This window comes from Pseudonocardia sp. (assembly GCF_050246655.1).
Taxonomy (GTDB): domain Bacteria; phylum Actinomycetota; class Actinomycetes; order Mycobacteriales; family Pseudonocardiaceae; genus Pseudonocardia.
In genome coordinates this window covers 38,871-51,353 of sequence record NZ_JBFWVQ010000021.1, presented here as the reverse complement: position 1 = coordinate 51,353, position 12,483 = coordinate 38,871, and the positions used below count along the sequence as shown (strand labels likewise).

Here is a 12,483-nt window from a genome sequence, read left to right as displayed (position 1 = left end):
GCCGAGGCGCGACGTCGCGGCCGGTGACCGCGCGGTCGAGGTGTACCACACGTCTCGGCGACAGCCGCAGTTCTTTCCGGGGCCCGGCAACGACACCGACCGTGAGGTTGCGGGACGCAGACCGTGCCGGGCCGCGGTACCCGGGGCAGGGTGGAGGCATGCGCGACGATCACGTGCCGGCGGATCGGGTCGCGGTGGTCGGGGCCGGGATGATCGGCCTCGCCACCGCGTGGTTCCTGCAGGAGCGCGGCGTCGGCGTCGACGTGTTCGAGCGCGTCCACGTCGGGGCCGGTAGCTCGTGGGGCAACGCCGGATGGCTCACCCCGGCGCTGGTCGCGCCGCTGGCCGAGCCCGCCGTGCTCCGCTACGGCGTGCGGGCAGTGCTCGACCCCGCCTCACCGGTCTACGTCCCCTTCGGCGTGCAGCCACGCCTGTGGCGGTTCCTCGGTTCCTTCGCACGGCACTGCACCGCGCGCCGCTGGCGGCGCGGCGTGCACGCCTACCGCGACGTCAACCGGCAGGCCCTCGACGCGTTCGACCGGCTCGCCGCGGGTGGCGTCGACGCGCCGACCCGCGCCGCCGACCCGTTCCTGGCCTGCTTCGCCACGGCGGCCGCCCGCGACGGCCTGCTGGAGGAGCTGGCCGCGCTGGAGGAGCTCGGCCAGAAGGTCGGCTACGACGTCGTGCCCCCGGCCAGGGCGCGCGAGCTGGCGCCGATCCTGACCGATCACGTCGTGGCCGCGGTGCAGCTGCACGACCAGCGCTTCATCGACCCGCCCCGCTACCTCGCCGCGCTGGCCGACGCCGTCCGCGCCCGCGGTGCCCGCGTCGCCGAGCACACTCCCGTCCTGGACGTCCGCGACGACGGGCGGCACGTCGCCCTGAGCACGCGCGACGACGTCCACCGCTACGACGCCGTCGTCCTCGCCACCGGCGCCTGGCTGCCCGAGCTCGCCTCCCGGGTCGGGGTGCGGGTGCCCGTGCAGGCCGGCCGCGGCTACAGCTTCACGGTGCCCGCGGAGCAGCTGCCTGCTGCACCGATCTACCTGCCCGCGCAACGCGTCGCGTGCACGCCGCTTCGGGAGCGGCTGCGGATCGCCGGGATGATGGAGTTCCGCGGTCCCGACGAGCCGCTGGATCCGCGGCGGATCCGCGCGATCGTCGAGGCCGTGCGACCGTTCCTGCGCGGGGTGGACCTCGCAGACCGCCGCGACGAGTGGGTCGGGTCGCGCCCCTGCACCCCCGACGGGCTGCCACTGATCGGCCCGACCTCCTCACCACGGATCCACGTCGCGGGCGGGCACGGCATGTGGGGCATCGTGCTGGGTCCGCTCACCGGCCGCCTGCTGGCCGAGGCGATCGTCAGCGGTCACCCGCCGCACGAGCTGCGCCCCTTCCGCCCGGACCGGTGACGCGGGATCCACCGCGCCGGACGCGTGGGGGCCGGGCCGGGTGGTGCGACCGGGCCGTGGCACGATCAGCCGGGTGGGCGGGAGGGACGACCAGAACCTGCGCGACCTCGCGCTGCTGCGCCGCGTCCGGGACCGGATCGACCGGGAGTACGCCCAGCCGCTGGACGTCGAGGCCCTCGCGCGGGGCGTCAACATGTCGGCCGGACACCTGTCCCGCCGGTTCCGGCAGGCGTACGGCGAGTCGCCGTACAGCTATCTGATGACGCGGCGCATCGAGCGGGCGATGGCCCTGCTGCGCCGCGGCGACCTGTCCGTCACCGACGTCTGCTTCGCCGTGGGCTGCTCGTCGCTCGGCACCTTCAGCACCCGCTTCACCGAGCTCGTCGGCATGCCCCCGAGCGTCTACCGGCGCCAGGCCGGGAGCCCGACGGACGGCATGCCGCCGTGCGTGGCGAAACGCGTCACCAGACCGGTCAGGAATCGAGAAGCACCGGCCCCCGAGCCGCACCTAGCGTGAGGGCCATGACCAAGACCGACATCACCATCTACCAGACCTACCTCCCGCACGAGGACCCGGACGCCTCCCTGGCCTTCTACCGCGACGTTCTCGGCTTCGAGGTGCGCAACGACGTCGAGTACGGGGGACTGCACTGGATCACGATCGGTCCGTCCGGGCAGCCCGACACGTCGATCGTCCTGCACCCGCCGGCCGCGGACCCCGGCATCACCGAGGACGAGCGCCGCACCATCGCCGAGATGATGGCCAAGGGCACCTACGCGGGCATCAACCTGGCCACCAAGGACCTCGACGGTACGTTCGAGCGGCTGCAGGCCGCCTGCGGTGACAGCGCCGACGTCGTCCAGGAGCCGACCGACCAGCCGTGGGGGGTGCGGGACTGCGCCTTCCGCGACCCGGCGGGCAACATGATCCGCATCTTCGAGGTGCGCTGAGCACGGCGAGGTGTCGACCCTGAGCCACCCGTCGACAGACAGGGAGCCGATGAGCATGGCCACGAGCACGGACACGCAGCCGGTCGGTGGGCCGACCGGGCTGCACGCCGCCGACAGCCACGACCTGATCCGCGTGCACGGGGCCCGCGAGAACAACCTCAAGGACATCCACGTCGAGCTGCCGAAACGCCGGCTCACGGTGTTCACCGGCGTCTCCGGCTCGGGCAAGAGCTCCCTGGTCTTCTCGACGATCGCCGCCGAGTCCCAGCGGTTGATCAACGAGACCTACAGCGCGTTCGTGCAGGGCTTCATGCCCACGCAGGCCCGCCCGGACGTCGACGTCCTCGACGGGCTGACCACGGCGATCATCGTCGACCAGGAGCGGATGGGCGGCGACGTCCGCTCCACGGTCGGCACCGCCACCGACACCGGGGCGCTCCTGCGCATCCTGTTCAGCCGGCTGGGCCAGCCGTACGTGGGGCCGGCCAAGGCCTTCTCGTTCAACGTCGCCACGATCAGCGGGGCGGGCGCGGTCACCATCGAGAAGGGCGGGCGGACCACCAAGGAACGGCGCTCGTTCGAGATCATCGGCGGGGCCTGCCCGCGCTGCGAGGGCCGCGGAACGGTCTCGGACTTCGACCTGACCGCGCTCTACGACGACAGCAAGTCGATCGTCGAGGGCGCGCTCACCATCCCGAACTACAGCGTCGACGGCTGGTACGGCCGGATCTTCGCGAACAGCGGCTTCTTCCCCGGGGACAAGCCGATCCGCGACTTCACGAAACGCGAGTTGAACGCCCTGCTCCACAAGGAGCCGACGCGGATCAAGGTCGAGGGGATCAACGTCACCTTCGAGGGCCTGATCCCGCGGATCGAGAAGTCCTTCCTCGCCAAGGACCGGGAGGCGATGCAGCCGCACATCCGGGCCTTCGTGGACCGCGCGATCGTCTTCCGGACCTGCCCGGACTGCGGCGGCACCCGCCTGACCGAGCTCGCCCGTTCGTCGAAGATCGAGGGGATCAACATCGCGGACGCCTGCGCGATGCAGATCAGCGATCTCGCCGAGTGGGTGCGCGGCCTGGAACGGGCCGGCGGAGACGGAGCCCAGGGGAGCTCGACCCTCAGCGGAGTGGCGCCGCTGCTCGCGTCGCTGCGGCACACCCTGGACTCCTTCGTCGAGATCGGGCTCGGGTACCTCTCGCTGGACCGGCCGTCCGGCACGCTCTCCGGCGGCGAGGCGCAGCGCACCAAGATGATCCGCCACCTCGGGTCGTCGCTCACCGACGTCACCTACGTCTTCGACGAACCCACGATCGGGCTGCACCCCCACGACATCGCGCGGATGAACGACCTGCTCCTGCGCCTGCGGGACAAGGGCAACACCGTGCTCGTCGTCGAGCACAAGCCGGAGACGATCGCCATCGCGGACCACGTCGTCGACCTCGGCCCGGGTGCCGGCACGGCCGGTGGGCAGGTCGTCTTCGAGGGCACCGTCGAGGGGCTGCGGGCCGGCGGCACGCTCACCGGGCGGCACCTGGACGACCGGGCCTCGCTCAAGCCGTCGGTGCGCACCCCGTCGGGGGCCCTCGAGGTGCGCGGCGCGGACACGCACAACCTGCGCGACGTCGACGTCGACATCCCGCTCGGCGTGCTGGTCGTCGTCACCGGGGTGGCGGGGTCGGGCAAGAGCTCGCTGATCCACGGCTCGGTGGCGGGCCGCGAGGGCGTGGTCGTGGTCGACCAGGGCGCGATCAAGGGGTCCCGGCGCAGCAACCCGGCCACCTACACCGGGCTGCTCGAACCGATCCGCAAGGCGTTCGCGAAGGCCAACGGCGTCAAGCCCGCGCTGTTCAGCGCGAACTCCGAGGGCGCCTGCCCGAACTGCAACGGCGCGGGCGTCATCTACACCGACCTCGCGATGATGGCCGGCGTCGCCACGACGTGCGACGTGTGCGAGGGCAAGCGGTTCGACGCGTCGGTGCTGGAATACACGTTCGGCGGCCGTGACATCAGCGAGGTGCTCGCGATGCCGGTGACCGAGGCCGAGGAGTTCTTCGGCGGCGGCCCGGCACACACGCCGGCCGCGCACCGGATCCTGCAGCGGCTGGCGGACGTCGGCCTCGGTTACGTCACCTTGGGCCAGCCCCTCACGACCCTGTCCGGCGGCGAGCGCCAGCGCCTCAAGCTCGCCGTGCACATGGGTGAGAAGGGCAGCGTCTACGTCCTCGACGAGCCGACCACCGGACTGCACCTGGCCGACGTCGAGCAGTTGCTCGGCCTGCTGGACCGGCTCGTCGACTCCGGGAAGTCCGTCATCGTCATCGAGCACCACCAGGCCGTCATGGCGCACGCGGACTGGATCATCGACCTCGGGCCCGGTGCCGGGCACGACGGCGGCCGGGTCGTGTTCGAGGGCCCGCCTGCCGAGCTGATCGCCGGGCGGTCGACGCTCACCGGAGAGCACCTCGCGGACTACGTCAGCCCCGCGCGTTGACGGCCGAGCGCAGCGTCCGGGCCGGGCCGATGATGCGCAGGGCGAGCTCGGCGTCCAGGCGCGTCTCCCGGTCGTTCAGGTCCAGCCCGCCGATCTCGCTGATCCGGCGCAGCCGGTACTGCACCGACTTGAGGTGCAGCCGGATCGCGCGCGCCGTCCGGCTGGCGTTGCACCCGTTGGCGAGGTAGGCGTCCAGCGTCGCGACCAGCTGGGCGTCGTGGCGGGCGTCGTAGTCCACGAGCGGACCGAGCACCCGGCGCGCGTAGTCGTCGAGCTCCAGGGCGCCGCCCGAGCCGAGCAGGAACTGCAGCACGCCGAGATCGTCGAAGAGCACGGCCCCCCGCGCGGACCCGGCCGCCGCCGTGAGCGCGACGCGTGCCTCGCGCAGGCCCTCCGCGAGCAGGTCCGGTTCGGCCTTGCGGCTGCTCACCCCGGCCCGCAGCGACACGGTCGCGAACGGTGAGCACTCCCGCAGCGCCTGGACGAGGGCGTCGGCATCCGGGACGGCCGACGCCGGCACGATCACCGCGACCCGCTCGTCCCGTGAGGCGAGCGGGACGTCCTGGCCCGCGAGGCTGGAGAGCGCCTTCCCGATCCGGCTGGTGAGCAGGGCGCGGTGGTGGTGGTGCTGCTCCGCGGACAGGCGCATGGCCCGGGCCAGCGTGTCCAGCCCGTCCGCGGCGACGAGGACGACGCGTGCGGGGTAGTGCAGCCGCAGGCCGAGCGAGCACGCCCGCCCGGCGTCGTCGCCCGACGGCGACCGGCGGCCCTCGAGGAGATCCCACACGAACTCCGACCGCAGCCGCCCGACCGTGGCGTCGAGCAGGGTCTCGTGCATGAGGAGCACCGCACAGATCGTCGCCGCCTGCTCCAGGGTCACGATGTCGCGCGGCGCGGGCCGGCGGGGGAGGAGGACGTGGATGACGCCCCGCCGGACGCCGGCCGCCTCGACGGGAGCGCCGACCCAGCGCGGCCCGGCGGCGTGCTGGTCGCGCTCGTGCCCGTTGTCGTACTCGTGCTGCCACGGGTCGGGGGCGAGGGTGGGCTCGCCGGGCCGGGCCGGCGGGTACTGCACCGGCGCGCGATCGTTGCTCGGCGCGATGACGACGGGGCCGCCGAGGAACTCGTGCAGCGCCTCGGCCAGCGCGAGCAGGTCCAGGCCTTCCGCGGCGATCTCGGTCAGCGTCCGGTGGATCGCCAGCGCCTCGTCCGACGCCCGCAGCCGCTGCTGCAGCTGTGCACGGGCCCCCTCGACGGCCGCCGTCGCCTGCTGCTGCTGGTGGTAGCGACGGGCGTTGACGATGCCGATCGTGGCCAGTCCGGCCAGCGAGACGAGGAGGTCCTCGTCCTCCTCGGAGTAGACCGACGCCCTGCGCCGCCAGGTGGACAGGACGCCGATGATCGTGCCGTCGGTGTCGCACATCGGGATGCTGAGCCCCGACTGCGTGCCTTCCTGCATGGCGATCGCGAAGTAGTCCTTGGTGATCTCGGTGGTCGTCGCGTACTGGTCCACCCGCTGCGGACGACCGGTGTCGAGCACCTTCCCGGCGATCCCGCGTCCCTTGCGCACGCGCAGGCGTGCGGTCTCCATCGTCCGGTGTCCGACGACGGACTGCATGCGCAGCTCCGGGCCCTCCGGCCCGTCGTGGACGAGGAAGACGCCGGCGATCTCGGAGGAGCTGAGCCGCGCCGCCGCGTTGGAGATCGCCAGCAGCACGCGGTCGACGTCGAGGGTGCGGACGATCTCCGTGGACAGGCGGTGCAGGGCCTCGACCGCGTCCTTACGGCCGACCGAGGGCGTGTGGCGCAGCAGGGTGGCCAGAGCACGGGCGTGCTCGGCGGCCTCGGGACCGAACGGCTCGTCCCAGGGCTCCCGGATGAGCACGAGGTCGCGGTACTCGTCGACGCGGCCGACGGCCAGCGGGTGCCCGGCGAACGCCGCCAGACCCTCGGCGGGCCGCGAGGCGAGGCGCAGGGAGCGCCCGGCCCCGCAGACCGGGCTGGGCCGCTGGTGGACCCACTCGACGAGCTGCGCGCCGACGCAGCCCACGAACGCCAGCGTCGCCTCGAGCAGGCGGACCGCCGACCCGCTGTCCTGGGCGGCCTCGATGCCCAGCACCGTCTCGATGAGCTCGGGCCACCGGCTCCCGCCCGTCACGTCCGACATCGTGGATCTCCTCGATGGCTCGTGACCGCGGCACCACGCTGCCGTACCCCTACATGGAGCAGGCTAGCGGGATATCTCGCCCGCGGAATCTCTCATCATGGACGAAGCCCGCCGCCTCTGGCCGCTCTACCTTCATCTCACCTTGCCGCGCGCTCCGCCGGCACGGGGTGGTCCGAGCACGAGGGAGTGACGGCCGGTGTCTGCGCAGTCGACGTCCCCGCCGGTGTACGAGGGCGACCGGACGTTCATCTGGTTCACGCCCGAACGCCGCAAGCCGAGCGAGTACGAGCTCTATACCGTGGGGCAGCAGTCCGCGCCCGGGCATTGGCTCGACGTCGGCTGGCCCCTTCATTATGACAACGGTGCGCCGCCCTGGTCGGACACGTCCAGCGCCGTCCGCACGACGCTGTGGGCGCAGTACCGCGATCCGAGCCGGACGTGGCAGCGACCCTACGTCTCCACCAGCAACCAGGACGAGCAGGCGCTCGGTCGGCTGCTGCCCGTCCTGGTGAAGGTCTCGGCGTCCACGCTGAGCCCGGCCTGGTCGAAGGAGATCCTCGGGCGCACGTACGCCGCCTGGCCGTTCGTGGAGTACGGGTTGTTCCGCGCGCTGGCGTACGCCGTGCGCGAGGCCCGCGCGGACACCATCGAGTTCGCGACCGTGTTCCAGGCGGTGGACCGCCTGCGCCTGTTGCAGGACGTCGTCCTGCACCTGGACCTGCTCCAGGAGGAGGTGCCCGGGTTCACCGACGCGGACGCCCGCGAGGCCTGGATGACCGACCCGTCGCTGGTCGCGGTCCGGGAGGTCGTGGAGCACCTGGCGACGGGCACCGACTGGGTCGAGATCCTGCTGGTGACGGCGCTCGTGTTCGAGCCCGTCGTCGGGCGCCTGGCGAAGGTCGAGCTGTTCAGCCACCGCGCGCCATCCTTCGGCGACGGGGTCACCCCCGTCGTCATGGCGCAGTCGGTCGCGGACGCCGCCCGGGCCGCCGACGCGGCCCGGGCGCTGGTCGCGCTCGTGATCTCCGACCCCGAGCACGGCGCCGCGAACGCCGCGTTGATCCGCAGCTGGTTCGACGCGTGGCAGCCCCGCTGCGAGAAGGCCGCCCGCGCCCTGTCGGGAGCCTTCGCCTGCTGCGGCACCGACGAGCAGGGCACCGAGGACGCGCTCGCCCGGGTACTGGCCTTCCAGCGCGACACCGTCGCCGCGTGCGGCCTTCCGGCCTGACGACCCCAGCGAGTGGAGGAACGTGAGATGAACGCAAGCCCCACGGCGCCTGCCGAGGAATCCACCGCCACCAAGGGGCGGGTCGGAATCTCGCTGATGGCGAGCGGCGACACCGAGGCGGCGGTCGAGCACGTCCGGGAGACCCAGCCGGACGCGACCATCGACTTCCGCGACTGCTTCTACAAGGTGGAACGCGACGACCAGCTCAGCTTCACCATGGCCGACATCAGCGAGATCGCGGGCCGGGACATCGACACCGACATCTTCCTGGTCAACATGAGCACCTACTACGGCCGGATCGTGGTCGGCGACGGCCGGATCGACATCTTCTCCGACATCCGCCCCGACCGGTTCAAGGACTGATATGGCATCCACGATGGTGCAGCTGCACGAGAAGTCGAAGGCTTACGACTGGGACTTCACGTTCGCAGCTCCGAAGCCGCGCTACGAGACGAAGTACAAGCTCCCCAAGAAGGGGAAGGACCCGTTCCGGGTGCTGATCCGCGACTACATGAAGATGGAGGCGGAAAAGGATGACCGGACCCACGGATTCATCGACGGGGCGATCCGCACCCGGGAGTTCACCCATATCCAGCCGCGCTTCATGGAGGCCATGAAGCTGCTGCTGCCGCTGCTGACCAACGCCGAGTTCCAGGCCGTCGCAGCGTGCGGGATGATCATCTCGACCGTCGACAGCCAGGAGCTGCGCCAGGGCTTCACCGCGCAGATGCTCGACGAGGTCCGCCACACGCAGTTGCAGATGGCCTTGCGCAACTACTACGTGAAGCACTGGGAGGACCCCGCGGGCTGGGACCGTTCCCAGCCGAGCCTCTACAAGCACCCCGCCGGGCTGGTCTCGATCGGCGAGTTCCAGCACTTCAACACCGGCGATCCGCTGGACTGCATCATCGACCTGAACATCGTCATCGAGACCGCGTTCACGAACATCCTGCTCGTCGCGACCCCGCAGGCGGCCGTGCTCAACGGCGACAACGCGCTCGCCAGCACCCTGCTGTCCATCCAGTCCGACGAGGCCCGCCACATGGCCAACGGCTACGGCTCGGTGATGGCGCTGCTCGCCGACGAGGACAACGTCCCGCACCTCAACCAGGCGCTGGAGCGGCATTTCTGGCACTCCCACAAGGCGCTGGACACCGCCGTCGGCTGGGGCGCGGAGTACGGCTCCAAGCTGCGGCCGTGGAGCTACAAGACGCAGTGGGAGGAATGGGTCGTCGACGACTTCGTCGGCAACTACATCGACCGGCTCGGCGAGTTCGGGGTCAGGGCGCCCAGCCGCCTGGCGGCGGCCGCGGACGAGGTGACCTGGCAGCACCACACGCTGGGCCAGGTGCTCTCCGCGGTGTGGCCGCTGAACTTCTGGCGCTCCGACGCGATGGTCCCGGCGGACTTCGAGTGGTTCGAGGACCACTACCCGGGGTGGTCCGCGCTCTACCAGGGCTACTGGGAGGGCTACCGGGCCCTGGCCGACCCCGCCGGCGGGCGCCTCATCCTGCAGGAGCTCCCCGGACTCCCACCGATCTGCCAGGTCTGCCAGCTGCCGTGCACCATGCCCCGCCTCGACATCAACAGCGCGCGGATCCTGGAGCACGGCGGACGGCGGATCGCCGTCTGCAGCGAGGGCTGTGAATGGATCTTCACGACCTGGCCGGACGCCTACCGGCACCGTCGCAGCTTCTGGGAGCGCTACCACGGCTGGGACCTCGCCGACATGATCGTGGACCTCGGCCTGCTGCGCCCGGACGGGCGGACGCTGATCGGGCAGCCGCTGCTCGACCTGGAACGGATGTGGACGATCGACGACATCCGCGCGATCGGCTACGAGATCAAGGACCCCCTGCAGGCCTGAGGACCATGAACCGGATCCAGGTGGAGCCCTTCGGCCGCGGGTTCGACTGTGCCGACGACGAGACGGTGCTCGAGGGCGCGCTGCGCCACGGCGTGCTCCTGCGGTACGGGTGCAAGCACGGCGGCTGCGGGACGTGCACCGTGCGCCTCGTGGACGGCGACGTCGAGGAGCACGGGTCGTCCTTCGCGCTGAGCCCCGGGGACCGCGCCGCGGACCTCATCCTCGCGTGCGCGAGCATCCCGCTGGAGCCCTGCGTCATCGACGTGGAGCCCAGCGGGCTCACCGAGGAGGAGTACCTCTCGGGTGACCGGTCCCGCCCCCACGACACCCGGGTGGGCGCGGTGCGGCCGCTCACCGGGGACATCGCGGCGGTGTCCCTGGACGTCGTCGGCGACCCGATCGCGTTCACCGCCGGGCAGTTCGTCAACGTGGAGATTCCCGGCACGGAGCTGGTGCGCACGTTCTCCCTGGCGAACGCACCCTCGGACGGCAGGCGGATCGACCTGATCGTCAAGCTGTACCCCGACGGGGCGTTCTCCCGCTTCCTGCGGGAGGGCGCCGTGGCGGGCCTCCCGGTGCGGGTGCTCGGCCCGTACGGCCGGCTCAGGATCCACCTGTCGCACCGCGACGTGCTCATGATCGCCGGTGGCTCGGGACTCGCGCCGTTGCTCTCCATGCTCCGCGATCTCGCCGACCGCGACTTCGACCGCCCGGTGACCCTGTTCTTCGGCGCCCGGACGGCCGGCGACCTCTACCTGACCGACGAGATCCGCCGGGTCGGCTCGCGACTGCGGGCCTTCGAGTTCCGCCCGGTGCTATCGGAGTCGTGGCCCGCGGACTGGGCGGGTGAGACCGGCCTCGTCACGGACGCGCTGAGCCGGTGGCGGCCGCGACTCGCCCACGACGTGTACCTGTGCGGCCCACCGCCGATGATCGACGCGGCGGTCCCGCTGCTGACGGCTGCGGGCGTCCGGCCGCGGAACGTCTACTTCGACGCGTTCACTCCCGCGACCCCCATGACCCGGACGGCCGCCCTGGATCCGATAATCGACGTTATGACATCCAGGGCGGAGTGACGTGATCGCCGGAACCGTGACGTGAGGTGCACGGGTGCAGGTCATGTCAGGGAAACGGTGATCACGGCTCGGTTGCGGCCGGCTCAGCCGCCGCGAGTCACTCGGCGGCGATCCGCGCGATGTGCGCGCCGAGGGCGAGGTCGCCGACGGCGCCGAAGGACCGCGAGCGCACCCGGCCGTCCCGGTCGATCAGCACGGTGGTGGGCGTGCCCTGCATCCCGTAGCGGCGGAACGTGACGGGCGACAGGTCGCCGTCGGCGTGGCGGTCGATGCCGATCGGGAACCGCAGCCGGTACTCGTGGACGAACGCGCGCAGCGCCGTCGGGGTCATCGCGTCGTGGTGTTCGAAGACGGTGTGCAGTCCGACCACGGCGACGTCGGCGGCCGGGAAGGTGTCGGCGACGCGCTGGGCCTGCGGCAGGGCGTGACTGACGCAGCCGGGGCAGAGCATCTGGAACGCCTCCAGCACGACCACCCGACCCCTCAGGTCGGCGAGCGTGAGCGCCGCGGTGTTGAGCCACTCGGTGACGTCGGGCTCCGGTGCCTGCTCCGCATCCATCGCAACCCCTTCCGCTGCCCGACCCCGGGCCGCTAGCGTAGCACCTGTTTTAGGAGTCCTAATTCCAGTGAGGGAACGCGGGTGGCCGAGACCGGAGCCGACCTGGACCGCCGGCTCGCCGAGGCCACCGAGCGCCTCGGCGACGCCGCCCGGTCGATGCTGCGCCGGGCGGCCGCGGCCGAGGGGATGTCTCCGACCCAGGCGCAACTCCTGCTGCGGATCACCTCCAGCGGCACCCGCGACCGCGGCACGGGATCGCTGGCCGGCTGGCTCGCGGTCTCCGCGCCGACAGTCAGCGACGCGCTCGCCGCGCTCACGGACAAGGGCCTGGTCGAGCGGAGCGCACCGCGGGTGTGGACGGCCACCGCGCGCGGACGGGAAGCCGCCGGGCGGATCACACGCTGGCGCGATCCGGTGCTCGCGGCGCTGCACGCCCTGCCGGTAGCCGCGAAGGCGCAGAGCCTCACGGTCCTGCTCAACGTGATCGTGGAGCTGAACGCCGCCGGGATCATCAGCACCGCGCGCACGTGCCTGAGCTGCCGGTTCTACCAGCCACACCCTCCCGATGACGGATGGTGCGCGCTGCTCGAGCAGACCCTCGCCCCGGCCGCGCTGCGCGTCGACTGCGCGGAGCACGTGCCCGCCGGTGCCCAGCAACCTGCCCGGCAACCCCCGTCCGCTCATCGGTATCCGGAGACCTCCGGGTGACCGCCGCACGGTCGGCGCGGC

The 12,483-nt window shown here is 71.9% G+C and carries 11 protein-coding genes; 9 read left to right on the top strand and 2 right to left on the bottom strand.

Going from position 1 to position 12,483, the window contains the following annotated elements:
• Window positions 1-158: 158 nt before the first annotated feature.
• From AB7J25_RS10135 to AB7J25_RS10120, 4 genes are all read left to right on the top strand, one after another.
• Window positions 159-1,412, top strand: a complete 1,254-nt coding sequence (locus AB7J25_RS10135) for an NAD(P)/FAD-dependent oxidoreductase (protein ID WP_428507478.1) — start codon at window positions 159-161, stop codon at window positions 1,410-1,412.
• A 73-nt stretch (window positions 1,413-1,485) separates the two neighbouring features.
• Window positions 1,486-1,929: a helix-turn-helix transcriptional regulator gene (locus AB7J25_RS10130; RefSeq protein ID WP_428507476.1), complete on the top strand. Its 444-nt coding sequence runs from the start codon at window positions 1,486-1,488 to the stop codon at window positions 1,927-1,929.
• Window positions 1,930-1,934: 5 nt separating this feature from the next.
• Window positions 1,935-2,363, top strand: coding sequence for a VOC family protein (locus AB7J25_RS10125; protein WP_428507474.1), 429 nt, complete (start codon window positions 1,935-1,937; stop codon window positions 2,361-2,363).
• A gap of 49 nt (window positions 2,364-2,412) precedes the next feature.
• A complete protein-coding gene (locus AB7J25_RS10120) occupies window positions 2,413-4,857 on the top strand; it encodes an ATP-binding cassette domain-containing protein (protein ID WP_428507472.1) in 2,445 nt (814 codons plus the stop codon).
• Here AB7J25_RS10120 and AB7J25_RS10115 read toward each other — a convergent pair.
• Complete coding sequence (locus AB7J25_RS10115; RefSeq protein WP_428507470.1) at window positions 4,841-7,024, bottom strand: GAF domain-containing protein; 2,184 nt, start codon at window positions 7,022-7,024, stop codon at window positions 4,841-4,843. The two genes, AB7J25_RS10120 and AB7J25_RS10115, sit on opposite strands and share 17 nt — an antisense overlap.
• Window positions 7,025-7,220: 196 nt before the next feature.
• Here AB7J25_RS10115 and AB7J25_RS10110 point away from each other — a divergent pair, with 196 nt between their 5' ends.
• From AB7J25_RS10110 to AB7J25_RS10095, 4 genes are read left to right on the top strand one after another with little or no spacing between them, the layout of a single operon-like run.
• Window positions 7,221-8,252, top strand: a complete 1,032-nt coding sequence (locus AB7J25_RS10110; protein ID WP_428507468.1) for a hypothetical protein — start codon at window positions 7,221-7,223, stop codon at window positions 8,250-8,252.
• Between the two features lie 27 nt (window positions 8,253-8,279).
• The gene (locus AB7J25_RS10105; protein WP_428507466.1) at window positions 8,280-8,615 is read left to right on the top strand and encodes an MmoB/DmpM family protein; all 336 of its coding nucleotides are present in this window, start codon (window positions 8,280-8,282) and stop codon (window positions 8,613-8,615) included.
• 1 nt (window position 8,616) lies between these two features.
• Window positions 8,617-10,119: a hypothetical protein gene (locus tag AB7J25_RS10100; RefSeq protein WP_428507464.1), complete on the top strand. Its 1,503-nt coding sequence runs from the start codon at window positions 8,617-8,619 to the stop codon at window positions 10,117-10,119.
• A 5-nt stretch (window positions 10,120-10,124) separates the two neighbouring features.
• Window positions 10,125-11,195, top strand: a complete 1,071-nt coding sequence (locus AB7J25_RS10095; RefSeq protein ID WP_428507462.1) for a 2Fe-2S iron-sulfur cluster-binding protein — start codon at window positions 10,125-10,127, stop codon at window positions 11,193-11,195.
• A gap of 97 nt (window positions 11,196-11,292) precedes the next feature.
• Here AB7J25_RS10095 and AB7J25_RS10090 read toward each other — a convergent pair whose 3' ends face one another.
• Window positions 11,293-11,754 (bottom strand): peroxiredoxin family protein, encoded by a 462-nt coding sequence (locus AB7J25_RS10090; RefSeq protein WP_428507460.1) that lies wholly within the window; start codon window positions 11,752-11,754, stop codon window positions 11,293-11,295.
• Between the two features lie 81 nt (window positions 11,755-11,835).
• Between AB7J25_RS10090 and AB7J25_RS10085 the strand changes: the two genes are divergently transcribed.
• Window positions 11,836-12,462 carry a MarR family winged helix-turn-helix transcriptional regulator gene (locus tag AB7J25_RS10085; protein WP_428507458.1) on the top strand — a complete coding sequence of 209 codons (627 nt, stop codon included), beginning with the start codon at window positions 11,836-11,838 and terminating at the stop codon, window positions 12,460-12,462.
• The last annotated feature ends 21 nt before the right edge of the window (window positions 12,463-12,483 follow it).

Excerpts from the sequence above, each read along its gene's own strand:
- AB7J25_RS10135 (WP_428507478.1), top strand. The coding sequence starts at position 159 with ATGCGCGACGATCACGTGCCGGCGGATCGGGTCGCGGTGGTCGGGGCC.
- AB7J25_RS10125 (WP_428507474.1), top strand. The coding sequence starts at position 1,935 with ATGACCAAGACCGACATCACCATCTACCAGACCTACCTCCCGCACGAG.
- AB7J25_RS10120 (WP_428507472.1), top strand. The coding sequence starts at position 2,413 with ATGAGCATGGCCACGAGCACGGACACGCAGCCGGTCGGTGGGCCGACC.
- AB7J25_RS10115 (WP_428507470.1), bottom strand. The coding sequence starts at position 7,024 with ATGTCGGACGTGACGGGCGGGAGCCGGTGGCCCGAGCTCATCGAGACG.
- AB7J25_RS10105 (WP_428507466.1), top strand. The coding sequence starts at position 8,280 with ATGAACGCAAGCCCCACGGCGCCTGCCGAGGAATCCACCGCCACCAAG.
- AB7J25_RS10100 (WP_428507464.1), top strand. The coding sequence starts at position 8,617 with ATGGCATCCACGATGGTGCAGCTGCACGAGAAGTCGAAGGCTTACGAC.
- AB7J25_RS10095 (WP_428507462.1), top strand. The coding sequence starts at position 10,125 with ATGAACCGGATCCAGGTGGAGCCCTTCGGCCGCGGGTTCGACTGTGCC.
- AB7J25_RS10090 (WP_428507460.1), bottom strand. The coding sequence starts at position 11,754 with ATGGATGCGGAGCAGGCACCGGAGCCCGACGTCACCGAGTGGCTCAAC.